General features: G+C 40.2%; 29 protein-coding genes. 16 read left to right on the forward strand and 13 right to left on the reverse strand.

Annotated features, from left to right (window positions below; genetic code table 11):
- Position 1: 1 nt before the first annotated feature.
- The 10 genes from ACM0OX_RS01755 (at position 2) to ACM0OX_RS01800 (ending at position 10,145) form a co-directional block, all read left to right on the forward strand.
- Positions 2 to 373, forward strand: a complete 372-nt coding sequence (locus tag ACM0OX_RS01755; protein ID WP_099101832.1) for a hypothetical protein — start codon at positions 2 to 4, stop codon at positions 371 to 373.
- Complete coding sequence (locus ACM0OX_RS01760; RefSeq protein ID WP_414512566.1) at positions 327 to 3,074, forward strand: hypothetical protein; 2,748 nt, start codon at positions 327 to 329, stop codon at positions 3,072 to 3,074. Before ACM0OX_RS01755 ends, ACM0OX_RS01760 begins: the two co-directional genes overlap by 47 nt.
- Before the next feature lie 252 nt (positions 3,075 to 3,326).
- On the forward strand, positions 3,327 to 4,169 hold the full coding sequence (locus ACM0OX_RS01765) for a hypothetical protein (protein WP_414512567.1): 843 nt from the start codon (positions 3,327 to 3,329) through the stop codon (positions 4,167 to 4,169).
- A 103-nt stretch (positions 4,170 to 4,272) separates the two neighbouring features.
- The gene (locus ACM0OX_RS01770) at positions 4,273 to 5,322 is read left to right on the forward strand and encodes a hypothetical protein (protein ID WP_414512568.1); all 1,050 of its coding nucleotides are present in this window, start codon (positions 4,273 to 4,275) and stop codon (positions 5,320 to 5,322) included.
- Positions 5,323 to 5,420: 98 nt separating this feature from the next.
- The gene (locus ACM0OX_RS01775; RefSeq protein ID WP_414512570.1) at positions 5,421 to 6,242 is read left to right on the forward strand and encodes a hypothetical protein; all 822 of its coding nucleotides are present in this window, start codon (positions 5,421 to 5,423) and stop codon (positions 6,240 to 6,242) included.
- 46 nt (positions 6,243 to 6,288) lie between these two features.
- Complete coding sequence (locus ACM0OX_RS01780; protein WP_414512572.1) at positions 6,289 to 6,993, forward strand: hypothetical protein; 705 nt, start codon at positions 6,289 to 6,291, stop codon at positions 6,991 to 6,993.
- Positions 6,990 to 8,624: a hypothetical protein gene (locus tag ACM0OX_RS01785; RefSeq protein ID WP_414512573.1), complete on the forward strand. Its 1,635-nt coding sequence runs from the start codon at positions 6,990 to 6,992 to the stop codon at positions 8,622 to 8,624. Before ACM0OX_RS01780 ends, ACM0OX_RS01785 begins: the two co-directional genes overlap by 4 nt.
- Before the next feature lie 37 nt (positions 8,625 to 8,661).
- The gene (locus ACM0OX_RS01790; protein ID WP_414512575.1) at positions 8,662 to 9,234 is read left to right on the forward strand and encodes a hypothetical protein; all 573 of its coding nucleotides are present in this window, start codon (positions 8,662 to 8,664) and stop codon (positions 9,232 to 9,234) included.
- 350 nt (positions 9,235 to 9,584) lie between these two features.
- Complete coding sequence (locus ACM0OX_RS01795) at positions 9,585 to 9,803, forward strand: hypothetical protein (protein WP_094350677.1); 219 nt, start codon at positions 9,585 to 9,587, stop codon at positions 9,801 to 9,803.
- Positions 9,804 to 9,887: 84 nt separating this feature from the next.
- The gene (locus tag ACM0OX_RS01800) at positions 9,888 to 10,145 is read left to right on the forward strand and encodes a hypothetical protein (RefSeq protein ID WP_414512577.1); all 258 of its coding nucleotides are present in this window, start codon (positions 9,888 to 9,890) and stop codon (positions 10,143 to 10,145) included.
- 74 nt (positions 10,146 to 10,219) lie between these two features.
- On the opposite strand, the gene plsY is transcribed toward ACM0OX_RS01800, so the two are convergent.
- The 4 genes from plsY to ACM0OX_RS01820 form a co-directional block, all read right to left on the reverse strand.
- Positions 10,220 to 10,900 carry a glycerol-3-phosphate 1-O-acyltransferase PlsY gene (plsY, locus tag ACM0OX_RS01805; protein WP_414512579.1) on the reverse strand — a complete coding sequence of 227 codons (681 nt, stop codon included), beginning with the start codon at positions 10,898 to 10,900 and terminating at the stop codon, positions 10,220 to 10,222.
- 278 nt (positions 10,901 to 11,178) lie between these two features.
- Positions 11,179 to 12,453, reverse strand: a complete 1,275-nt coding sequence (locus ACM0OX_RS01810; protein ID WP_414512581.1) for a DUF3086 domain-containing protein — start codon at positions 12,451 to 12,453, stop codon at positions 11,179 to 11,181.
- Between the two features lie 136 nt (positions 12,454 to 12,589).
- Positions 12,590 to 12,976, reverse strand: coding sequence for a DUF3119 family protein (locus ACM0OX_RS01815; protein WP_104906734.1), 387 nt, complete (start codon positions 12,974 to 12,976; stop codon positions 12,590 to 12,592).
- Positions 12,977 to 13,125: 149 nt separating this feature from the next.
- The gene (locus tag ACM0OX_RS01820) at positions 13,126 to 13,920 is read right to left on the reverse strand and encodes an MlaE family lipid ABC transporter permease subunit (RefSeq protein ID WP_094350672.1); all 795 of its coding nucleotides are present in this window, start codon (positions 13,918 to 13,920) and stop codon (positions 13,126 to 13,128) included.
- 474 nt (positions 13,921 to 14,394) lie between these two features.
- Here ACM0OX_RS01820 and ACM0OX_RS01825 point away from each other — a divergent pair, with 474 nt between their 5' ends.
- The 4 genes from ACM0OX_RS01825 to aroH all read left to right on the forward strand — a co-directional run bounded on the left by ACM0OX_RS01825 (position 14,395) and on the right by aroH (position 16,614).
- Entirely contained in the window at positions 14,395 to 14,691 is a 297-nt protein-coding gene (locus tag ACM0OX_RS01825) for a hypothetical protein (protein WP_414512583.1), read from the forward strand.
- 350 nt (positions 14,692 to 15,041) lie between these two features.
- Positions 15,042 to 15,164 (forward strand): hypothetical protein, encoded by a 123-nt coding sequence (locus ACM0OX_RS01830; RefSeq protein ID WP_414512585.1) that lies wholly within the window; start codon positions 15,042 to 15,044, stop codon positions 15,162 to 15,164.
- 70 nt (positions 15,165 to 15,234) lie between these two features.
- On the forward strand, positions 15,235 to 16,056 hold the full coding sequence (sppA, locus tag ACM0OX_RS01835) for a signal peptide peptidase SppA (protein ID WP_094350670.1): 822 nt from the start codon (positions 15,235 to 15,237) through the stop codon (positions 16,054 to 16,056).
- A gap of 147 nt (positions 16,057 to 16,203) precedes the next feature.
- Positions 16,204 to 16,614: a chorismate mutase gene (gene aroH / locus ACM0OX_RS01840; RefSeq protein WP_414512587.1), complete on the forward strand. Its 411-nt coding sequence runs from the start codon at positions 16,204 to 16,206 to the stop codon at positions 16,612 to 16,614.
- A 15-nt stretch (positions 16,615 to 16,629) separates the two neighbouring features.
- On the opposite strand, the gene ACM0OX_RS01845 is transcribed toward aroH, so the two are convergent.
- From ACM0OX_RS01845 to ACM0OX_RS01860, 4 genes are read right to left on the reverse strand one after another with little or no spacing between them, the layout of a single operon-like run.
- Positions 16,630 to 17,031, reverse strand: a complete 402-nt coding sequence (locus ACM0OX_RS01845; protein ID WP_414512589.1) for a type II toxin-antitoxin system VapC family toxin — start codon at positions 17,029 to 17,031, stop codon at positions 16,630 to 16,632.
- Complete coding sequence (locus ACM0OX_RS01850) at positions 17,028 to 17,387, reverse strand: hypothetical protein (protein ID WP_414512591.1); 360 nt, start codon at positions 17,385 to 17,387, stop codon at positions 17,028 to 17,030. Before ACM0OX_RS01850 ends, ACM0OX_RS01845 begins: the two co-directional genes overlap by 4 nt.
- A 60-nt stretch (positions 17,388 to 17,447) precedes the next feature.
- Positions 17,448 to 17,771, reverse strand: coding sequence for a type II toxin-antitoxin system RelE/ParE family toxin (locus ACM0OX_RS01855; RefSeq protein WP_414512593.1), 324 nt, complete (start codon positions 17,769 to 17,771; stop codon positions 17,448 to 17,450).
- A 5-nt stretch (positions 17,772 to 17,776) separates the two neighbouring features.
- The gene (locus tag ACM0OX_RS01860; RefSeq protein ID WP_292751009.1) at positions 17,777 to 18,040 is read right to left on the reverse strand and encodes a type II toxin-antitoxin system ParD family antitoxin; all 264 of its coding nucleotides are present in this window, start codon (positions 18,038 to 18,040) and stop codon (positions 17,777 to 17,779) included.
- Positions 18,041 to 18,162: 122 nt separating this feature from the next.
- Between ACM0OX_RS01860 and ACM0OX_RS01865 the strand changes: the two genes are divergently transcribed.
- Complete coding sequence (locus tag ACM0OX_RS01865; protein WP_414512595.1) at positions 18,163 to 18,510, forward strand: DUF6883 domain-containing protein; 348 nt, start codon at positions 18,163 to 18,165, stop codon at positions 18,508 to 18,510.
- Positions 18,507 to 18,704 (forward strand): DUF4926 domain-containing protein, encoded by a 198-nt coding sequence (locus tag ACM0OX_RS01870; RefSeq protein ID WP_414512597.1) that lies wholly within the window; start codon positions 18,507 to 18,509, stop codon positions 18,702 to 18,704. The genes ACM0OX_RS01865 and ACM0OX_RS01870 overlap by 4 nt, the downstream gene beginning before the upstream one ends.
- Positions 18,705 to 18,876: 172 nt before the next feature.
- Here ACM0OX_RS01870 and ACM0OX_RS01875 read toward each other — a convergent pair whose 3' ends face one another.
- The 5 genes from ACM0OX_RS01875 to ACM0OX_RS01895 all read right to left on the reverse strand — a co-directional run bounded on the left by ACM0OX_RS01875 (position 18,877) and on the right by ACM0OX_RS01895 (position 23,959).
- On the reverse strand, positions 18,877 to 20,205 hold the full coding sequence (locus ACM0OX_RS01875) for a GIY-YIG nuclease family protein (RefSeq protein WP_414512599.1): 1,329 nt from the start codon (positions 20,203 to 20,205) through the stop codon (positions 18,877 to 18,879).
- 145 nt (positions 20,206 to 20,350) lie between these two features.
- Positions 20,351 to 20,686, reverse strand: a complete 336-nt coding sequence (locus ACM0OX_RS01880; protein ID WP_414512600.1) for a hypothetical protein — start codon at positions 20,684 to 20,686, stop codon at positions 20,351 to 20,353.
- A 220-nt stretch (positions 20,687 to 20,906) separates the two neighbouring features.
- Entirely contained in the window at positions 20,907 to 21,035 is a 129-nt protein-coding gene (locus tag ACM0OX_RS01885) for a hypothetical protein (protein ID WP_414512732.1), read from the reverse strand.
- A 25-nt stretch (positions 21,036 to 21,060) separates the two neighbouring features.
- Positions 21,061 to 21,639 carry a hypothetical protein gene (locus ACM0OX_RS01890; RefSeq protein WP_414512602.1) on the reverse strand — a complete coding sequence of 193 codons (579 nt, stop codon included), beginning with the start codon at positions 21,637 to 21,639 and terminating at the stop codon, positions 21,061 to 21,063.
- 106 nt (positions 21,640 to 21,745) lie between these two features.
- Positions 21,746 to 23,959 carry a phosphoketolase gene (locus ACM0OX_RS01895; RefSeq protein WP_414512603.1) on the reverse strand — a complete coding sequence of 738 codons (2,214 nt, stop codon included), beginning with the start codon at positions 23,957 to 23,959 and terminating at the stop codon, positions 21,746 to 21,748.
- Positions 23,960 to 24,076: the final 117 nt, after the last annotated feature.

The following is a 24,076-nucleotide window of genomic DNA, read 5'->3' on the forward strand; positions in this document are numbered from 1 at the left end:
AATGTCTCAAGAGCGGGAACAAGAATTTCGTCCAGTCAATCAGGTTCTGGGAAGTCAACCTTCATTAGGGCCAATTCCTGCCGATCAAATTCTTCCTTGGACGGTAATTGCCTTAGCCTCCTATTTTATTATCAATGGGATTTTTGGGGGTCTTTTTGAAGAAGAGTTTCAAAAATGGTTGTGGACAGTACTAATGACTGGTTGGGGAATAGGAACTTGGTGGATTTTAACTGGTGGTAGGAGTTGGAGTTTTTTAAGCAAATTTATTGGCGTTCCCGCTTGGACAAGAGGCTTTGCTCGTTATCAAAGCTTACTGGAAGTTAACCATGAAGCAAAAAATCGGAAAACAAAGCGTCGGCATCGCCGGAAATGAAAGTAGATTAACGCCATTTGAAGATGCCTTGCACTTGGCGACAATGCTGCGTGTTGCAATGAATGGACGTGATATTGGCGCTTACCTGTTGACAAAAGGTACTCAAAAAGATCGGTTCTGCTTTGTTTTTGGTTTTGATTGTAAGGGAATTCATACCACCTTAAGACCTGAACAAATTGATACACTTTTTAATAACATTGAGGCCGGCTTAAAAGACATTCCTAGTGGTGAAAGGATGACTCTACACTTGGGTTCTTTTAGTTCAGATAAAGAGCGCCAAAAAGAGTTAGCAACATTAATTAGAAATACATCATCGCGAGACATCAAATATTTGTTGATGGCGGAGAGAGCCAGAATTAAAGAACTGACTATTTCTGGAATTCGTAAACCTAAATTTTTGCGGATTTATGTAACTTACACCATTGAATCTAACTCGCAACACGCAGATGATTGGATAGAAAAGCTTTTAGTCAAAGCTGAATCCTGGTGGTTGAAATTTAAAGGCGATCTTTTAGAAGTAGAAAATCAACGTATTGAAACCCTGATTACAAATGCTTATAACCAGGGGTTTCTCCGCTGGGAACAAATCTTATCTAACAAGATGGGATTGGATGTCAAACCTTTGAATGCTGATGAACTTTGGGGGGAAATATGGAAAAGGTTTAATGATACGCAGCCAATAGCTATTCCCCAGTTAATGACTTTAGATGAAGAAGGATTACACGAACAAGTTAACTCAGATTTAGCTAGTACTAAATTACTTCTAGACAATATCCACGGCACAACTTTGCTGATGGAATCTAGTGTACCTTGTGCCGATCGCCGCTGGGTTAATGTTAATAATCGTTATATTGGCGCACTGTCATTTCTGGAAAAACCCGGTGGTTGGGTTAATAAATCGTCTCAACTGCGGTATTTATGGGAACTGTTAGCCAGAGAAACAGTAGTAGATACAGAAATTTTTTGCGAGTTGACTGCTGCCAATCCAGCATTGGTAAAAACTACTCTGCAACGAGTGCTGAAGCAGTCAAACATGACAACCATCATGGCTCAAGAAAAAAGTAAAACTATCGATGTCAACGCTCAATTAAAGTTGAAGAAGTCGGTAGCAGCGCAAGAGCAGTTATTTGAAGGTGCAGTCCCGATTTATACGAGTGTCGCTATTTTAGTACATCGTCCAACTTTAGAAAAATTAGATGAGGCGACAAGATATATTGAAAACTGTTTTCAACGTCCAGCCAGAGTAATTAGGGAAACTGAATATGCCTGGAAAATTTGGCTGCAAACTCTACCAATAGTTTGGGAGGGTTTATTAGCAACACCCTTCAACCGTCGCCAGCTATATTTAACCAGTGAAGTTCCGGGATTAATGCCTCTAGTTTTAACCAAAAAAGGTGACAAACAAGGCTTTGAGTTGATTGCTGAAGAAGGTGGAACACCCATACATTTAGATTTATTTAATCAGCACAAAAATTTAGCTTTGTTTGCGACAACTCGTGCTGGTAAATCGGTGTTGGTGTCAGGGATTTTAACTCAGGCTTTAGCGCATGGGATTCCGGTTGTGGCGTTAGATTTCCCTAAACCTGATGGCACATCTACTTTCACCGATTATACAGAGTTTATGGAGGGGAATGGAGCCTATTTTGATATTTCCAAACAATCGAATAACTTATTTGAACAGCCAGATTTACGATCGCTAGAAGCAGAACAACAGCGCGATCGCTTTAACGATTATACCGCCTTCCTCGAATCAGCGTTAATGACAATGGTTTTAGGATCGTCTACTGAAAGTCAAATTTTATCGCAAACCGTGCGATCGCTGCTCAACTTGGCTTTAGAAGCCTTCTTTAGAGATGAGGGCATTAAAGAGCGATATCGACAGGCGATGGAGGGAGGATTTGGCACTCTTGCTTGGCAGAAAACCCCCACTTTAAAGGATTTTCTGTTTTTCTGCTCGCCAGAACACTTGCAGCTAAGTTCATTAACTGGCAGAGTCGAAGATGCCCTGAGTCAAATTCAGTTACGCTTACGTTTTTGGCTTTCTAGCCGCGTCGGACAAGCCATTTCTGCACCATCCAGCTTTCCTACCGATGCACAACTTTTAGTTTTTGCTCTCAGAAACCTATCAGATAGTGAAGATGCAGCTGTACTCTCCTTGAGTGCTTATTCAGCCGCACTCCGACGCGCATTAGGTAGTCCAGCTTCTATATTCTTTATCGACGAAGCACCAATTTTGTTTGAGTTCGAGCAAATTTCTGACTTAGTTGGTAGAATTTGTGCGAACGGTGCTAAAGCCGGTATCAGAGTCATCTTATCAGGACAAGATCCTGACACCATTGCTAAATCTAAAGCTGCATCAAAAATATTGCAAAACCTGACAACACGGTTGATTGGACGCATTCAGCCAGTTGCAGTAGATAGTTTTGCAGACATCTTGAAATATCCCCGCCAAGTTATTTCTCGTAATGCCTCAGAAAGCTTTTTTCCTCGGAAAGAAGGCGTTTATAGCCAATGGTTATTAGATGATAACGGCATTTATACATTCTGCCGTTACTATCCAGGTTACGAACAATTGGCAGCAGTTGCTAATAACCCTTATGAACAAACTGCACGTAGCCAAATGATGCAACTTCACAGCGATAAATATGAAGCAATTTCTGCCTTTGCACGTCAATTAGTGGCCACTCTGCGTAGTAGTTAAGCGAGTTATGTAAGTCGTTAATAGTGAATCAAACAAGTTTGGATTTTATTATATTTACGATAGCGTAATGTTAGCTAGTTTCCAACGTCTTTTAGATTTACTGCACCCATTATGCGTTGCAGCTTAGAGATTTTAGAATAGCGTCGGGGGTTGAACCAAAAAACTCATTCTATCATCCAAAATCAGCACGGTTCAAAAGTTAAATTTTCATCTCACTATATAATGTAGTCTACCTTTTTCAGGCACAGATGTATGCGAAAAACTACCATTTTCACTTTTACCTTGCTATCCCTAACAATACTACCAGCAGTTGCACAAGTTAACACGGCTGGATTAGGTCAGGTTTGGAGTGACTTTCAATCATATTCTAAAGATATGCAAGATTACTTTCAATATAATTTGAAGGATACCTTAACCCCTTTAGAACAAAGTCAGGGTCGAATTGCTATTGATAATGCTAACGGAGATTTGAAGATACCTAACCCCGTCGCGGCGGGACAAAAAATTCGTGATGACATAATTAACTACTCTTATAATTCAGATGCGAAATCAAGTCGTTTTGAGAATAATTCAGCAGTGCGGGGAAATTTAGTTAGCAGCGAACTTAATCGTATCATTACTCGTGGAGTAGCGGTAGGTGTTCTTGGTAAAAATGGACAAATTCGGACAAAAACGAAGTTAGAAAATACCGAGAAAAGTCTGGAAGATATTGATGGATTTGCCCAGGAACTAGATACTAACAATAATACATTCTTTGAAAAAATTAAGTCCAGTCTTGCTAATGCAACTAGAGATGCAGCTAAAGCCGCTGAACCAACAGTAAATGCTATTTCTGGATTGGCAGAATTGCTAGGTGTTAGTCAAGTGCAAATGATGAAAATTCAACAGGAACAAATAAAAATTGTAGCTGAAACATTTGGCCAGACATTACAAACAAATCAGGCTTTGCAATATACCAACTTAAATTTAGCAAACATTTCTCAGCAGACAGAAGAGGCAAATCGCGCTCGGAGAGTAGAAACATCTACAGAAGCGGCGCGACTTTTACGAGCGACTTCTCAACTAGATTTGTTTGGCAGAAAAGTTAATAAGTAGGATTTTAAGAAAACAACTCTCAATTTCTAGACAACTTTTAAAATCCTTTAACTTCTGATAAACCAACCAACAGGAAATCTAAAAAACAGTCCATAAACTCAAAATGCAACTTGCTATTAAACTAGTTTTTGCCCAAGCAGGCATCGATCAGATTCTCGATACTGGTGCCGCAACTTCCCAAAGTATTGCCGAAGGTTGGGACAAACAATGGCTGGATTTATTACAAAATAACACCAGTAATAACTTGTATGGAGCGCTGACAAATCTGGGTATTTTTTTTGCTGTAGGAACCCTGTTATTTTTTATGATACAATTCCTCAAAGACTTAATATCCTACGAATACACCCGTCCCATATCAGCTTTAATTTGGCCTTTTATTGTGGTAGTACTTTTAAGTAATTCAGGCAATGGAAGTATACTGTCTAATCTGACGCTGGGAGTGCGGAATTTTTTAAACACTGTAAATCAGCAAGTAGTGGTATCAGCAGATGCAGATAAAATATATCAGCAAGCACTGAATATGAGTATTGCTGAAGAAGTAGCTGGTTCTTTACTACGTCCTTGCCAATCGTTAACTGGCGAACAACAAAATCAATGTTTTGTGAAAGCTGCCGAAAAAATTAATGTTCTCTGGCAGAAATATAGAAATACTTATGGGAATAAAAGCTGGATAAATAGACTACAAACTAAAGTAGATAATATCAGATATGGCACTGGCATTGTATCAGAAACCTCTTTTAATTCTCTGTTAGGTTCTACAGTGCAAACGAGCATCAAAAACTTTTTAGTTTCCTTACAATATGCCTTCCAGAATTTGATAGAAGCTACTATGTTATTAATAGCAGCTTTAGGGCCAATTGCTGTAGGTGGATCTTTGCTACCTGTAGCTGGTAAACCGATTTTTGCATGGCTGACTGGATTTCTATCTATTGGAATCGCCAAAATTTCATTCAATATTATTGCTGTGCTGACTGCCGCAGTAATTGTCAATGGCCCCGGTCAAAATGCTAATGTCGATCCAGATTTAATGTGGTTCATAATTTTTCTGGGAATTTTAGCACCAATTTTATCTTTACTTGTGGCTGCTGCTGGTGGTTTTGCAGTCTTCAGTGCTATCAGCAGTACGGCTTCTTTAGTAAAGGAGAGGATATAAATGAAAAATGAATAACATTGTTGCAAGTGTTGTAACTAGTAAGTATATGCAAAACATCATATACAATAGCTGAAGTTTTTGCAGGAGGAGGTGAGGAAATGGTGCGTTTACTAGAAAAAAGACAAAGAACGGGAAGTGTTTTGACATTTTTTGCGATCGCAACCTTCAGTTTACATATATTAGTTTTATTTTTATTTTTATTACAAGGGCTAAATATTCGCCAACTCAGTTTGAGAAAACCTCCCAACTTTGTACAATTAATCAATGGCAAACCAGTAGCTAATATTGATGATTTAGCAAGAGAACCAGAAGCAATTCGCCAATTTATCAGCAAAACGATGATATCAATGTTTACCTGGTCTGGAACCTTACCACCACAAAATATTGAAGAAGTCGCAAACCCCAAACCAGATTTAGGAATACTGATTAACACACCTCAAGGTGGTAGCCAAAAAATTAGTACCAGCAGTTGGGTAGCTAGTTTTGCCTTATCAGAAGACTTTCGTAAAGGTTTCTTAAGCACAGTTGCAGAAATGACACCGCCAGAAGTTTTCTCGGAAAATCTCAACCAAGCGATGACATCACAACTAGTAATTAAGAGAGTTTATCCGCCAAAACAAATTGCACCAGGTAAGTGGCAAGTGGGTATGGTAGCCGACTTAGTTCAAAAGAATCGAGTTGGTGGTGCAAAACTTATAACTCCTTTTAATAAAGATTTCCTTGTACGTGCAGCAGATTATTTCGCTAATCCCCAAGCCGACAATAGCACCGACTTGCAAAAAGCAATTTATAGTGTCCGCACTGATAGACTAGAAATTTATGAAATTCGTAACTTATGTTTGCTAGATGACTATAACCGGAACGCAGATAAATCAAAACAATGCGGAACTGGGCAAACATCTGATAGTTTTATCAGATAATCGATTTTTTATGTGAAGATAGTTCACTTTATGCGATTTATTATTAATGCAAATACTCAAACCAGAAAATAAGAAAAATAGCCCCTTACCGTTGTTGGCAGTAGGAACATTTGGTTTACATCTATTTACCTTGTTGCTACTAATATTTCACTGGTCTATGTTACAACAGCTAGGTCGACAACTCACACCTCAAAGTTTAGTGCAACTTGTTGATGGTCATTCTATAACGGTAGACCCCCAACCCAATTTAGAGCGGCAACCAGAGACGATTCGGCGCTTTGTGGGTGAAACTATGAGTTTAATGCTTACTTGGTCACAACAACAGCCACCAACACAAGTCTGGGAAATTACTTCCCAACTGGTAGCTGATGATTTTAAAGAAAAACTTAAGTCAGAAATTACTAATTTAAATCCAGATAGCCAATTTGAAAATGTTAATAGAGGAGCCGAGAATGTCTTAGTAATCCAAAAAGTTTCTCAACCGAAAGAAATAAGTAATGGAAAGTGGCAAGTAGAGATACTAGCCAATCAATTAATTTTTAACAGTTATGATAAATTAGGTAAATCAGTTTCCTTTAATAAACAAATTTTAGTTAGAGCAATAGATCGACCTGTAACTTCACTACCAAATGCAGCACTACCGTCGCAGTTTGCAGCTTACCGCCTTGGAGAAGCCAGATTAGAAATTTATAATATATGTGAAATTAAAGATAATAATTGTTCTGGAAATCCAAACAAGGCTCTACCATGACCCGATACTCAATTCCTGCCCAAACGCCTCCCCAAAATGGATTTACTCTAACTACCGACGATCGCCAACCAGAAGTAGAATCTGTAGATTGGGAATCGCGGATGTCAAGGTTAGTCGGCTTTGAAGAAGAATCTTCTTCTAGTGACACCGAAGGATCGGAAGACTCTGCAACGCCGCCAGAGCCACTTTCTCAACCACAAGAAGTTCAGACTAAGCAAGCACTCTCATCTAATCCTTTTGCCAAGTTAGGCTTGGTAGGGGCTGCTACCTTAGCGATCGTTTTGGTAGGTGGTGTGTTTTTGTCTCAATTGATGAGTAACAGCAATCAAAAGCCAAAAAATATTGTTTCTCCACCAGTGCCAGAGCAGCCCACTGATGAATCCATATCTCAACAGATGGAAGCCCAAGTAGATACTCTCAAAACGAAATTAGCTCTGACTGAACAAGCACAGATGGTGAAAGCTGCCCAACAACAGCTGAGAATTGCAAAATCAACGCCGACAGTAGCCTTACGACAACCCTCAGTTAGCCAGAAAGCGATCCCAACACCCCCACCAGTAGCTTATGTCCCTCGGACAGTGACAGTTGAGCGCTTCATTCCTGCCCCTGCTTCTCAACCTTCGCTATCACCTCAACCACCAGTTGTGAACCCCACTCAATCGGCAGTTAATATAACTCCACCAACTCCACCAAGCCCATTTGAAGAGTGGGCACGGTTAGCAAAGTTAGGTAGCTATGGTCAAGTCAATCCTAGCAATCAACCTACTAGTAATATAGCTACTTTGGAACCTGCAAACAATGCGCAGCCACCGCAAGAGACACCAAACCCCAATCCCGACTCCAATCCCGAACAAACCTCACAAACCCCACAACAGGACAATTCTGCCGTCAGTCAAGCCCAACCACAGGGACAGAAATCTGTAGCAGTTGGGAGTAGTGCCAAAGCTGTGTTGGCGACAGCAATCTTTGGAGAAACTAGTAACAAGTCAGGTGGTGGTGGTGATGCAGATGAAGCGAAAAACGTATTTGTAATCCGATTGAAAGAACCACTAAAATCTACCGATGGTGCGATCGCTCTACCTGCAAACACCGAATTCCTAGCGGAAATTGGTTCGCTTTCCGAACAAGGTCTTTTGCAGATGAACGTAGTCAAGGTTATCTCGCAAAATAATGGCAACCCTATAGAACGAAGCTTACCCAACAATGCAATTATTCTTCGCGGTACTCAAGGTAAACCTTTAATCGCAAATAAATATCCCGGTCAAAGTTCGTCTATAGCCTCGATGGATGCAGGACTATTCGTTTTGGGAGGTATTGCTAAAGCAGCAGAGTTAGTAAATCGCCCTGATACAAAACTCGTGCCATATTCTATAACATCAACATCTCCCAACCCTACCGAAAACGACCCAAACAATACCAGCAGCAGCACCTCCACTGGCCTTGTTAGTGAGACTGACAACAGACGCAATCTTGGAGCTGCGGTTCTAGAAGGTGGTATGAACTCTGTAGTACCCCAAATTGCCCAACGTAATCAACAAGCGATCGCCCAAATGTCTCAACAAGGTGGTGTTTGGTTTTTGCCTGCTGGCACAAATATTGAAATATATGTTAATCAAGCAACCCAATTTTAAGGGGTAATATTTATACCAATTTGAGATATTTGCAACCATGAAAAAGAATATTAAATTGTCAGGAAATACCCAAAAAAATTTTTATTTCCTACCTATAGCTTCCTTAATTTTCTCGGTTGCTATGTTCTTCTTGGTAGGTCGCGCTGTAGCTAATAACGCCGTTCTACGTTCCATCTTTTCTTGTCAAGCACAAGGTTTAGGGGGACTCGTACCTACGGTTGATGTCTGGTATCAACAAGGAACAAACTTAAGTTTTATTCCGGCTGGAGAAGTAATTAAAAAAGTTTGGTTAAATGACCCATCACAGGTAACTATGGATTTTGATGGGCCAGTATGTATGCAGTTTGGTCAAGAAGCTAATAGTAGTTCAGGAGATTGTAAAAACTCCTCAGCAAATGTAATTCAACTCAGACGAATTCAAAAACTGGATATACCTGGACTTCCTCCCACTAGCAATACACTTTTAACAGTTGTTACCGAAGCGCAAGGTAAAAACAAATTGTATACTTTTAAAGTAATATATAAAACAGATGCTCCTGAATACCACACCTTAGCAGTTTTTCCCGATCCTTCTGGTCAAGAAGGAGCTTGTTCGAGAGTTTTACAATAAAGTTCTAGCAAAATTACCCGATAGCCACAGAAGTTTCGCCTCGACAAAAAGCGTTGATGCCTACGTATGTCTGCATTGTGGCCGATCGAAAGCCCTGCCATAATTCCCTGCTGATAAAAAAGGGTTAGGGAAGATTTAAGTCTTTGGGCAGTTTTATTTCTTTACATAGCACGGTTAAGATAACGTGTGGGCTACTACTGTAGTGCAATCAATTGAAAAACGCTATAACTTAACAAATTTAACTGACTCAGGCATTTTTAGCCTACATCTTTATAAATCTTCAGACAAAAACTAACCACAAATTCAAAAATCGTGTAAATATAAAGAAAAGCTTAAGAGGTTACAGACTCATGGTGACAGCGAAAATGATGCAACAGCTTTGGGCTGTAATCGAGTCTACTCAGGTCAATACTCTGCTCCAGTTTGATGATGCTGCTTTAGTACAATTGCTTCTTCAGCAGTTAAAAGCGAAGCAGGGGCTTGATGCTCAGTCAGATAGCACTCTCAATACTTATATAAAATCTAAACTGCCCCTAATTCGGGATACGGCTGAAGGTAGATTATCTTGAGGGTAAGGCGACAATCATTAGTCCGAAAAATCAAATTATTGCTCGCTGCCAAGCATACGCTCAGAGTTGAAACAGTGGAATATTATGAATAACTGGCTAGTAATTGCCCTAGTAGCTTATCTAATTGGAGCAGCGATTGAAGGGGTGAGTACAGCCAGTCAGCTATCTCATTCAATGCCAGAACTAGCTAAAAACACACAAGCTCATCCTTCAGAGTCTCAAACTGGGTCTAGTTCAAGTTGGCGAGTTGTGGCCGCCATCGCCTCAGTCAGTATTTGTGGAGCTTTTTTGTGGCCTTGCCGCCTTTTCCACCGTTTAATTAAAGGCAATGTTCGTTCGTAAGCCTAAAACATTAATGCTGGAAGAAGCTCTCCCCTTCTGAGAGAAGAGTTTTGAGTTTGGCTCCCGATTACCTATCATGCAGTTTGTTCGGGTTCTGTCGCTACAGGTTGCCCAATTTTCGGCTCCGTTCCCGCAAACAGTCGTTCAATATTAGGGCGATGACGCAAAATCACATATAACCCACCAGCAATCCCAAACAGAATATAGGGTAAGGGTTGATGCAAAATTACCATGAAAATGGAAACTGCGATCGCACCTGCAATTGAACTCAAAGAGACAATCCGCGATATCGCCACAACGACGGCAAATACACCCGCTGTTGCTAAACCTACCTGCCAACTCATTGCCAACAAAATCCCCAAACTGATAGCAACGGATTTACCACCAGTAAAACCCAAAAAAATTGATTTACTATGTCCTAGAATGGCAGCTAACCCAGCTATAGTTACCAACCACGGTTGCCACGATTGTACATCTACCGTTTGAGGGATATAATTTTTAATTGGTTCAAAGTTGAACAACCAATAAACTAAAGCGATCGCTAATACTCCCTTTAAGGAATCAAGTACTAAAACCAATGCTCCCGGCCCTTTGCCCAAGGTTCTTAGTACGTTAGTTGCGCCAGTGGAACCAGAACCAACTGCCCGAATATCAATACCTTTTAACTGCTTCACAGCAATGTAGCCAGTGGGAAAAGAACCCAGCAGGTAAGCTATGACCACAATTGCTCCGCACAGAGTTAACCAAATAGCCATAATAAAATTCAAAATGACGCTCGAAGACTCGCTAACGCTACGCTAACAAAATTTAAAAAAGTCAAGAGGTATTACTCTTGACCAATGACTAATGACCAATACTTCGGCTCCCTTCGGCTTCGCTCAGGGCAAGACGCTCAGTACAAGTGACCAATGACTCATTTAACAAGTTTCGTGGGTTTAAGTCCCCCGGTTCTATAATCGGCAAGTTTTGTGTTAGGGTTAAATTTCCATTACAAAACTTAATTACGAATTACGAATTACGAATTACGAATTATTTAAAAGTCATCATCATAGTTTCTCACTATTTTGGGGTCAGGAGCAAAGGCTAACCATAGGGGAAATTGCAGCAGTGACAAACTGATTTGTTCTTCTGAATCGTCAATGATAATTAAGGGCAGTTGATTGGCTTTCGTCAATCGCTCTGCTTTTTGAGCGAGAGCGTCAGATGCCTCAAATAATACCACACCCCGGTCTGGGCCGAAATCTGGGCGACCGATTCCCAAACAGTCTTGTAAGCCACGCCGCCATTCGCCTAATCGCTCCGGTGTATTAGCTAAGACTAAAGTACGGACGCGATCGCCATACAGCTTGTGTAATATCGAAATTGCAGCTGAGGCAATCAGAATATTCTGTAAGCGGCTACCCATTGTCCGCAAACCGCCCCTTCCTCCTTGGGTAAAAAACCAGTTGGAAATTCGTTCAGCGTGGATTGGTTCAAAGGTACGGCGTAGTTGCCACGGTGGCCCGTAGTAATCTGGTTTATTGCGGTATTGGTCGATTAGGCGGCGAATTTGCTTTGTAGTATCTTGAAACTGCTGTTGGGCAAATTGGGGTATTCCAGGTTGGGGTTCGGCTGGTTTAGCCTCTTTTACAGGTGGTTTTTCTCGTTCTACTACACTTGGCGTTAGTTGCAACTGCTCGGCGGCAGAGGCCAAATCCTGTAAACTACCCGTGAGATAGTCTTTAAAACCCTGCACCCGAATTGCCAAGTCTTGGGATGCACCGGCAAAAGTGGTTCGCATCTCATTGCGGATACGTTCTTGACGGCGTTCTAGTTGTTCTACAGAAATTTGCAGAGTTTGTTTGCGTTGTTCTAACTGCACTAGCGACTCTTGCACGAGTCGCCCCAGTGAGGTTTGAGTTTCACTCACCTGTGTCTGAAGGTTTTCGTAAGAAGCTTGCAGCTTGGCTATTTCTAACTTGAGAGCTACTTCAGCACTCTGCAACTCTGCTATCCGCTGCTCTGCTTCTACATATAATGAATGATTTCCCGATCCTATTTCAGACCCCAGGGCGACATTTTCCGCTTCTAACTGTGCTACAAACTCGCCATTTGAATTTTCTGTTAGCTCTACTGTAGAATCTACCACTTCTGCATTGGAAATGAGTGGCTCAAAATTTGTGTAGTCTTCTGATGAGCTAATGGCTTTTGTGTCTACCACTGACTCAACTGATGGATTTACTGGATGTTCAACTGCATTGTTATCTTCTGGTTTTGCTGTCAACTGCTCATCAATTGGTTCTGGGGTTTGAGATGCCTCTGGGTTCATAAACAATAGTGTAATTCCTATGACGCGAATAAATAGCTTTCAGAAATATTACAATTGACCTGCCATAAAAGTCCTGAGCATGAGTGCTGAGTTCTGAGTCTATATCAAAACGACTAAGCACAGATGGCAATCAGCACTAAATACGCGGACAACGTTGTTCTAAACAAGTTTTCAAGGTGTTGGGGTCAAATAAAATCGGCAAAAAGTGAATACTTTTAATTTCTTTAAAGTAAAACAAAATGGGGACTCTATTCCAAAATATCCGCCAGTTTTGCCATTCTTGGTAGGGAAAGCGCCGAATCAATTTTTCGCCTCTGTAAATATCTAAGTCGGTAGCGGTAAATTGCAAACGCAGCGTTAACGCCTGAAACATCAGAAACAAACCAAACAGCGTGAAAACAGAGCCTACCCAAGGTTGTACCAACAGTAGTGGAATCGCGGCAATTACCAACACGATGGGTATGTTGTAACTAGGCTTGAGTTCCACAGTTGATGTGGAGTTAGAAGCAAATGAACTGGTCACAGTCTTAAATCCTGCTTTGTTTAGTAGGCATCACTCCTATTTTAGGAGTCAGGAGCTAGAAGTTAGAAGTTAAGAGTTAAGAGTTAAGAGTGAGGAATTATTAACTCATAACTCATAACTCATAACTCATAACTCATAACTCATAACTTCTATAGCCCTATGAATGCACTGCCAGTCCCCTGAAACATTAACCAAGAAAGAAAGAAGTTACTCACAAATATAATCAGCAAGGCAGTCACAACAGCAGTTGTAGTTGACTGTCCTACACCTTTAGCACCTCCTGTTGTCGTCAACCCCCAACTGCAACCAATTACAGCGATTAAAATGCCAAAACAACACGCCTTAATCATGGCGCTTAAAATATCCCAGATACCAAGGAAGTTACGGGCTGAGTCTAAAAATACTGTATCAGACAGGTTGTAGATATTTGTCGCAATGATGAATCCTCCGAACATCCCCGTTATCAAAGACAGGAGGGTTAAAATTGGTAACATTAAACAGCAAGCAATAACGCGGGGAATAACTAGATAATCGATTGGATCTGTTTTTAACATCAACATGGCATCGATTTGCTCTGAGACTCGCATGGTACCGATTTCTGCTGCAAAAGCAGAACCGACTCGTCCCGCCAAAACCACTGCTGTCAATACAGGAGAGAGTTCTCGTGTCAACGCTATAGAAAGCACTCCGCCGATAATGTTTCCTGCGCCAAAGTTGATAAATTCCCGCGCCACCTGAATGGTAAACACCGCACCAACGAAAATAGCCGTCAATAGGGCAATAAATAAGGAATCTGGCCCAACTGCTGCCATTTGTTCTAAGGTGTTACGCCGATGGATTTTGCCTCTCAATAGGTGAACTAGTACTTGCCCACCCAGAAAAATCGCCGCCAGCAAACGCTGACTCCATTCCCCTAAACTGGATTTGGATGTAGTCTGGTTCAATGTTCTGTAGCTAACTCGGTAACTGCCTTAAGAATAGCGGAAGTCATGGGAATGGGGAATGGGGAATGGTGAAGAGGACAAGGGGACAAGGGGAAAGACTTGTTGCAATTTCTAAACTTTTCTCCCCTCTGCTCCCCTGCTCCCCTACTCCCCTGCCCCTCTGCTCCCTACTCCCTCAAGACGGCTAAATATTAACTTAGATTAAAGATGTTCTCAGAAAATGAAGCTGTTCTGAAACGTGCTGCAAAGCAATAAATAAGTAGTACACTTGGCTATAATCTCTATTCTGCAAGGCTTTTGTAGATTTAAGTCTCTTGATATATCCCCAGCACAGGCTGTAACTGCTACCCGTTTATTTTAATGAAAACTTAAGATTTTTGACAGATTCGCTGCTCTGGGGCGATCGCTCGTATTGTAGAAAATGACAAACCGCTATCTGGCTTTTGTCATCTCTACTCACGGAGTTTGTCTTAAATGACTATTTTCACCAACTTTCTCCGCTCCCTACTACTCACAATCATTTTTAGTTTTGTCGTTCCCATGTTCCTTGTTGGCGGCGGATTCCTTTTTCTATCCCTCATTGGTAACATCCCTGGCTTACAAGAGTTAACCGAGGCGATCACAACTCAGATTATGCATTTTCTTGCCACCTTCGGCAGTGGAACTCCCCTACGCGGATTATTTGTAATTAGCTTGACCTTTAGTTTCGTTGGCGCACTGTTTGATATGTTCGTATATTATCGGTATCAAATTTTACGTATAGATTCTTGAGTAGTGGAATGGCTTCATCAGTAGATTATTGGGCTGTAGAAGACAGGAAAAAGTGATATTTCTCAGAGTGAAAGTACTACTAGTCTTGACCTAAATAGAGATTAGTGTTGCTGAATGAATTTGTATTAATTAAATTGAGTGTCGAAGTAATTAATTAAATATTTATATATTCATTAGTTATTAGTGATTAATTACTGACAACTAGTGAACGTGCGCGACCTTAGTAAAACCAGTCCTCAAACATTTAAAAAGCCAGAATAACAAGGCATTGAGAACTTTTAATTTTGCAAAATAGCTAAAATAGCCTTTCTAAATCATCAGGTTAACGCTAAACTAGAGTTTGGCATTTTATGCTAGCTGCAATCTTTGAGGATTTGATTAGTATTAATCGAGAATATCAAATAAAACTCACTGAAAAATATAAAAATTTCCTTAAAATTCTGACGATCGCAATGCCTACTCATGTTTCTTAACAGAGGAAAGCAGGTCGTCTGACCGTCGGGGATCTTATATTGAATTTATTACGAGGTATGTTGACAGCTCATGGTTTGGCCGTTTAAGCCCAAGTTTAGAAAACAAATTGCGCGGATTGAAATTACTGGTGCGATCGCCAGTGCTACTCGCAAACGCGTCCTAGAAGCTCTGAAAACTGTAGAAGAAAAAAAGTTTCCGGCATTATTGCTACGTATCGATAGCCCCGGCGGTACAGTCGGAGATTCTCAAGAAATCTACAGTGCCCTGAAGCGTTTACGCGAAAAAATCAAAATCGTCGCTAGCTTTGGCAATATTTCGGCTTCTGGAGGAGTATACATCGGCGTGGGAGCCGAATACATCGTTGCCAACCCAGGTACGATTACGGGTAGCATTGGTGTGATTTTGCGTGGAAATAACTTGGAACGCTTGCTAGAAAAAATCGGTGTTTCCTTCCAGGTAATTAAGTCTGGCCCTTACAAAGACATTTTGGCTTTCGATCGGCAACTGACCGAACCAGAAGAACACATCCTGCAAGAGTTGATTGATACAAGTTATCAGCAGTTTGTCCAAACGGTAGCTGATGGCCGTTCTTTAACGGTGGAAGCTGTGAAAAGTTTCGCCGATGGCCGGATTTTTACTGGACAGCAAGCCCTAGCCTTGGGTGTTGTAGACCGCCTGGGCACAGAAGAAGATGCCCGTCGTTGGACAGCAGAACTGGTTGGTCTCGATCCAGAAAAAACTCTCTGCTATACCCTAGAAGAACGTAAACCTTTATTGAGTCGCTTTATACCAGGAAGTCGTCAATTTTCATCAGGAATTGGGGCTGGTATTGATTGGCTCGAATTTGAAATGTCTACTAGTGGTTTACCTCTGTGGTTATATCGACCCTGATATGAGTTAGGAGGAGCCAGTGCGGTCTTGGGGTTTCCCCAAGTGGAGCAACTGGCGTTTATGAGTGAGGAGTTAGGAGTTAAAAATCTTAACTTTTCATTCTCAATTCCTAACTCCTCACTTTTGTGTTTTAAGGAGGATTTTGGCGTGGACTGGCAAATGCGGGCTATTCGCGGAGCAACAACCGCTTCAGAAAATACTGTTGAGGTAATCCAAGAGGTAGTTACAGAACTACTAGATGAACTGGAAAACCGGAATCAATTCCAGCCAACGGATATCATTAGTGTGACTTTTTCAGTGACGCGCGACTTGGATGCAGTTTTTCCAGCTGCGATCGCCAGAGCGCGTCCTGGTTGGGATAATGTGGCTATGTTGGATGTGCAGCAAATGCACGTCGAAGGCAGCTTACAGCGCTGTATTCGCTTCTTAATCCACGCTTATCTGCCAGCCTCCGCCTCAATTCATCATATTTATTTACGCAACGCCGCTAGCTTGCGTCCCGACTGGAGTTTGCCTCAGATACAAGCATCACAGCAAACAGTTAAGTCAAAAGTGTAAAATATTTAATATTTTTTAAGAAGAAATCCTGTTTTCCAACTGTAAATTAGAAATGCGGCTGTAGTGACGAATATTGTTTGTTACTAAAGTGTAATTTTCTGCAACTGCAACACTAGCAATTAGTAAATCAAATTCAGCAATAGTTTGTCCTATTCTACGGAGTTCTGCCTTTAATTCACCATACTTTCTAAGGGCAGGATCGGTTAAAGGGACAACGGGTAAGTTTTGAATAAATTCTTCTGCACGAGTTAAATTTTCCACGACTCGTTGAAAATTATAAGCACCAAAATACAACTCAGCAACCGTGATGCTGCAAATACAAATTTGCTCCCATCCTATTTCTCTAACTTTAGTTTTGACTGGATTAATATCTTTAATCCAATAAATGCAAGTATCGGTATCAAGTAAATAAGTCATAGACTAATGTCATTGTTAGAAATAGTACGGCTATCATAAATATCTTTGACTATTTCTTCAGCAGTACGTTCATCTTCCCAAGGGCCAAGCCTTTCCATAAATGTGTCTAGTGGATGCGATTTTGGCTGCTGTTCAGATGAGAGAATGATTTCATTCAATATCAATTGATTTGCTTCTGGAACTCCTAATTTTTTGGTTTCCTCTTTAGCTATAACCATAATTTGCATCAAGGTTATCGCCTGACGCAGAACATCACCTTTATTTGTGCCTATTTTATTTGCTAGTTCGTCTAATATCTGATTTAGTTCAGGTGACAAATCTAAGTTTAAGCGAACCATCTTTTGAGTATTAGTCATGGTTCCATCCTTGTGTAAAATATTAACTACATGAAAAAAATTGATGATTTGCAGAATAAGCTATAGTTCTAAGTCTTCATTAAATATTGATTCAAGGTCTCTTGCAGCATGAATGACTCGTAGAATATCAATTGCTGATTCATTGATGCGGTAAAAGATGAGATATTTTTGAAATCCTTTGATAGATATTTGTCGAATTTCTGCTAAATTGGGATGGATAAACTGACATTGTTTACCAATAGCTGGGGTTTTTGCTAATTGTTTAAATGTTGCTTCGGCTGCTGTTAAAAAGCGGTCTGAAACATCTAAGTTATCTTGTGCTATGTACGTTGCTAAGTCTATTAAGTCCCGGATAACTTGAGGTCTTTTTTTTATGTCAAACATCACGGCTAAATTGCATCTTGATGTTTGTTGATTCTTTCTCGGATTGTTTGACGGATATCTTCCCAATCTTGAACAGTCATTTCTGTTGCATTCCCAGAGTTTAATCCTTCCAGAAGCATTGTTTCTAGACGTTCTTTAGCTCTCTGTTTTTGGTCTTGTCGCACTAATTCACGAAAATATTCGCTGACACTGCTATAACCACCTTGAGCTACCTGTTCTTCTATATAAGTTCGCATGGTGTCAGGTAAGGAAATATTGATACTTTTCACAAGGGTTAGTTTTTGAATCTGTTTTTCTACATTATGGCAGTTTTTGCCATTTTATGACATCAAGCCTTTCCATAACGCTCAGAAAGGCGATAAATTAAAGATAAGAAGGTAGCAGAGGCTGATTGAAACTGCCGAATTATGAACTGGCAGTTGTGCCACAGCGAAAAATCACTGAGTATCTGTTGTCGCCAACTCACCCCGATGGACGCAGCAAGGAAAAGTTTTTCACTGCGTTTGGTTTTTCAGTAGAGGATTGGGAAACTTTTGCTAAAGCATTACTAAATCATGTTGCTGATAACGATGTTACAAAGATTGAAGATTCACCATTCGGAACTCGATATGCTGTAGAAGGTACACTGCTTTCACCAGATGGCAGAAACCCCATGATTCGTTCGGCTTGGTTTATTGAAACAGGGGAAACTATTCCTAAATTTGTTACTTCATACCCACTGAAATGGAGAGAAGAATGATTCAAGAACTTGATAGGGTTATTCTGACTAGTGATATACCAGAATATAGTTTAGAGGAGGGTGATATAGGTACAGTTGTTTTAGTACATCAGGGTGGCAAAGGATATGAGGTTGAATTTGTCACATTAGATGGAGAAACTGTGGCAATTGTTTCACTCTACAGCATACAAGTACGTCCAATCGGCAGAAGATAAATTGCGCGATCGCGGCTAATAATCTAATTTAGAATGGCATACAGTCAAATAATATTTTGAATTTTAAAATATATTATTTGATACCAGAGGCTAAAGAAAATGAGTATTGCGGAAACTATTCTAGACTAGGTAAGGATATTACTTCCTGATTGTTGAGTTTTCTCAACTCAACCTACTTATTGTTATTGGTTTGAAGCAGCGAAGATATAGAATTAGATTGTAGCCATACAAATAGTTTTATACTTCCCGTATCATAGCCAGTTGATTTATACTCACCCTTTAAAATTTGTTCTAGAGTTTGACTATTAAACCTTGACTTGTCTTTCATGAGGTCTTCAAACATAGCTAGTGGAAATAGTATACTTTCAACTTCTACATCATCTTCACTAAAACTAATCATTTCAAATCTAAATTTATAACCAGACCATCTGATAGTAGGTAGTCTATCAACTGAATTTTTAGCATTTTCTATTATTCTGTTATACTCAGGACTAGGATTTTTCTGATTGTGCATTATCCACCAGTAAACATTATGTCTAACAAAATGCTTTCCATTGTTGTTAGTACATACTTCTATTTCTATATCATCCACATAAACAAACTGACGAGTCATTATTCTAACTTCACCTTCAGCCATTGGTTCTAATTCCTCCCAAGGTTCAACTTCATCTATATTTTTATAGTTACTATTTAAAGGTTGATTTCTATAAATATTTTCTACTGGAATAGGATCATCTTCTAATGCTTCTAAACCTGATGTATTTTCATCATTTTCTTCTTTTTTATCTAAAATTAATTCTAGCTGTTCCCTACTAAATACCATAAGTTCTATTCCAGCGATAGTTTGACGCTTTGAATGTTCCATGAAGTAAACTAAACCATCAAATGGAGATAAATCTATTCTTAACCCGTTGTATTCAGTCTCCCAGAAACCAAATTTACCTGAAGATTTAGGATAAGTTTTGTATTCTTTCCACTTTAGTGAGCTAGCTTTTTTATTAATGTTCTTTAATGCAGTTCTAATACTTCCAGATAATCCTTTCATTCCATAGACAGGGTATACTAAATATATTGTTGGTGGCTCTCCATCTGATATTGGATCAAAGCCAACTATCATAACATTAAACTTGGCTAACTGCTGAAGACTTTGCTGTAAAGCAGTTTCGGCTGGAGTTATTTTTCTAATGGGTACTATTACTTTAGACCAATTAAGGGGTGGTTTGTATAACTTGATAAACTCATTTTCGAGATTTGATAGATTTTTTATATCACTACTACAAGTCAACCAACTAATACTAAGAGTATTTTTCCGATTAAATCTTTTTAGCTGATTAAATCTATGATGTGCTTTCCATCTTTCAACTAAATTAATAGTTCTACCTATATAAATAATCTGACCTTTACTGTCAAAGACAAAGTAGATAGCTGCACAATTAGGAAGACGCTCTTTGTCAACTAAATAAACTGATGGTAATTCAGATAATTTGATATTTTCTAGCAAAATTAGACACCCATAAATAAAAGATATATATTTTGAATTATGCTTTATAGAAACATCAAAAGCTATATAATAAAAACCGCAGATATACGTAAATAAACGCCAAATTATCAGCGTTTAACTGCTTACATCTGTGGTTTGAAAATCCTTAATAAATTAACCCGATCGCACTTTTCTTCAAGTCTCCACATTCCCCACGCTTCCAGATAAAAATATCACCCTTCGTCCTAGCTACAAAAATCAAGTTTTGCGACTTGTAAACTAAGTTTCTGACTTCAAAACCAGCTTTTGCGACTTCAAAACCAGCTTTTGCGACTTCAAAACTAGCTTTTGCGACTCCAAAACTAGCTTTTGTGACTCCAAAACTTGCTTTTGCGACTTCAAAACTTGCTTTTGCGACTCCAAAACCAGCTTTTGTGACTTCAAAACTTGCTTTTGCGACTTTAAAACCAGCTTTTGTGACTCCAAAACCAGCTTTTGTCAAAGAATTTCAGCAAATCTACTTTCATTTTTCCTGCTTGCTAAGTTCTCTTCAATAAAAAAACGCAAATATACGCATTCCGACGCAATTTCAGCGTTTCTATACGTATAAATGCGATAAAAGTACAAACTAATTCCAGCTTTATTTAATGGGTGTTGCTGAATCTAGAGATGAAACGCAAAGGAAAATTCAATAAAATTATCCCGCATTTATGCAACATCATTTAATGGACTAACGCGATCGCACGTTTGGTTAATGCCTCAGCAGTCAATCCATTAAATGCCATCAACTCGCCAGCGCTGGCCATAGTTGCAATAAATTGTAGGTTGGGTTGAGGAAGAAAACCAAACATTGATCTAAACTTCTCCTTTCAATATTTATGAAATAATCGAACTTTTCCATTGCACTTTGTTCCCTGCCATCTTCCACAGCCTTTGAACTTCTTTTTCTAAGCCTTGTGAACCATAATTTTCCCATCCTTCTGTAAATCGAACTATTCCTGGTGAGTGTCCAGGTGCGCCATCAAAAGTAATTTCCTTATATTTATCAAGAGTAAAGACAACTTCAAACCAATTCTTATAAACTGGCGAAACTAGATCAGAAGATTGCAAGAAAAAAGCCTCTTCATTGTCTACGACTCTCTTCCAACCAATCTGAACTCCATAATATGAGCTATTTTTAGGTGGATCTAGGGCCATGCCAACAATTAGACAATCTTCTGTACAACCTGACTTTTCTATTTCATCAGCAATATGTTGTGGAAAATTATAAACGGGCTTAACTTCAATAAAAATAGGAGAATCAAACTTCAGTAAAAAGTCAGGAATCCATCCATCAAAATCACAAGGCTCGTACTCCCACTCCCATTCTAGAAGATCAAAGAAAGCAGCCCATCTTGCTTCTAATCTAGAACGGAATTGAACATCATTATATTTGGTTGGTATAGGCTTAATCATAGCTTTTTAGATCAAATTACACAGGTTCTAATTTATAGAACATAAAATTTTGCTTTATCAAATAATCCCCACCCAAGTCAAAACCTAGATGGGGTATTACGTTATCTTAATGTACTAACGCGATCGCACGTTTTGTCAACGCTTCAGCAGTCAATCCATTAAACGCCATCAACTCTCCAGCACTGGCTGTAGTTTCGCCACGCTTCCACGCAAAGGTGTCGCGCTTCGCCTTACTCCGTAACAAAATTGGTTCCAGCATCCCCGCTGCACCACCAGTAACAGCAATTAGCGCATCGCCATCAAATAATTCGGCAAATTTCGCATCATCTAAGAAACCGCCTTCGGGTTCAGAACAGGTATCCCACGCAGTATCATTGCTACGGTACAATTGCCGAGGATTGATCACAGTAACTATCTTCACGCCAATACCTTCAGTTTCTAAGAAAGCAGCAGCTTCAAATACTGGTATTAATGTTAAATCGCCAATTACAGCAAACACTACTTGTTTATCACCAGCGACTTCATGCAATAGCACTGCACCATCGCGCAACCCTTGACGAGTTTGTTCTAAAGTTGTGCGGATTGGCAACGGCGATTTACTTGCAGTTATCACAACTCCCTTATTCTTAGTTTTCAACGCCCAATCATAACAGACTTGAATACTATTAGCATCAGGCGGAAATAATGGGAAAACATTACCATTTCGCATCAACGAAGCAAAGTAAGCTTCAATTTCTGGACGCTGGTGAGTCCAACCGTTGCGCCCTTGCTCTAATGCACCTGCTGTGAATAAAGTAATAGTCGAAGGAGTTTGACGGCGCAATTCTGCCATTGCTTGAGTCACAGTTTGCCAAATTGGTAATCCGTTGATGGCAAAAGATTCGTAAGAACACCACAAAGTTCTCGCACCCATTAACGCTAAACCCGCAGCTAAACCGGCACAAGCATCTTCACTCAATGGTTCATAAACTTGTCCATTTGGTGCTTGATTATATAAGTCGTCAGTTGTCGGGTGGATAATCTTTAATGCTTGGTTGATGTTAGCAATTCCTGATGCTTCATTACCATCGGCGTTGGTGACAAGAAAATTCCGATCTTTATTTCCAACTATTCCTACCAATCGTCCCATCGCAGTTGTAGAAACTTTTGGTTCGCCACCGACTGCATATTCTTCTAAAGGTAATTCGCCTAATTCTGGTAATGGTAATTCAAATTCTGTCACCACAGTTTTCGCCGCTGGGCCACCACCGGCGCGTTCGGCATTTGTTCTAACTAATTGCCAAGCTTCTGCTGACAAAGCGCGGGTTTGCAATGCACTAATAATATGCGGCGCATCCAGCGTATCTTTAGGATAGAGGTTGTGAGATTTTGCACCCCGCGCGTGGACTCCTGCACCTTTGAGTTGTTTAATAATGAAGACGGTAAGTTTGCCACCCAATGCAAAACGCGCTGCTTTATCTACACCGGAAAGTACTGCTTGAGTGAATGCTAGGCGTTTCTCAAAAGAAAAGGCAGTACTATCAACGTAATCCCCTGGCTGGTTCTGATCGTCGAAATCTTTGGCATCCACTAACACCACTTCATCAAAACCGTTACCTTGCCAATATGCTTGCATCTGTTCGTTGGTTTTCAGGGAAACCATGCTGTGATGTTCTTGGCTGTAACCGTTCCACACCAGTATCGGTAAAAAGTTGGTGACAGCAGGATAAGCAGTATGAAAATGTGCGATCGCACTGACAATATAAGGCTCACCTAATCCACCATCCCCAACTGTAAAGGGGAATAACTTATCTTTGTGCAACAGTGCAGCCGCCATTGCAAAGTGTTGCCCTTGTCCCAAAGGCCCCGCAGGTGCGAGAATACCAGGAATGTAACCAGAAAGGTGTCCTAAAAGTCCGTGCTTTTCTCGGAAGCGATCGCGCAATTGTTGGACTGTAAAAATTCCCATGTCCTCTAGCGAACGATCCAAGAACATGGCACTATAAAATCCGGGGGCGTGGTGTCCGACTTCGGTAATAATGTTCTTGTATCCCAGCATGACAAGAGATGCGTAAGCTTCTGCTTGACTGGCGAATCCGCCGGGATGGCCAGAAGCCTTACTGCCAGTAACTTGCAAAGTCAGGTAGCGTAAAGCATCGGCAGCAAGTAAAGTTTGATACACTGCTGCTTTATCTGTGGGAAATGCGATCGCTACTTTGCCCGACTCAATAGCAGGAGTTGCACCATAAGTTTCAAAATCTGGTAAAGCTTCACCAAAATATTGAATTCCTTCAGAAAAATTGGGAAGCGCTGAAGATGCCTTTGCGGAGATTGCAGTCATGCTGAGTACCTTTTGACGATGAGGTGAAACTGTAGATGCTCGTTGAATTTAACCAAAATTTTACATCTTCGAGGTTGTAACAGTTTATTGCTTTTTTGCAACGTTAGAATAAGTACT

Source organism: Nostoc sp. PCC 9305 (assembly GCF_963920915.1).
In the GTDB taxonomy this organism is placed as follows: domain Bacteria; phylum Cyanobacteriota; class Cyanobacteriia; order Cyanobacteriales; family Nostocaceae; genus Nostoc.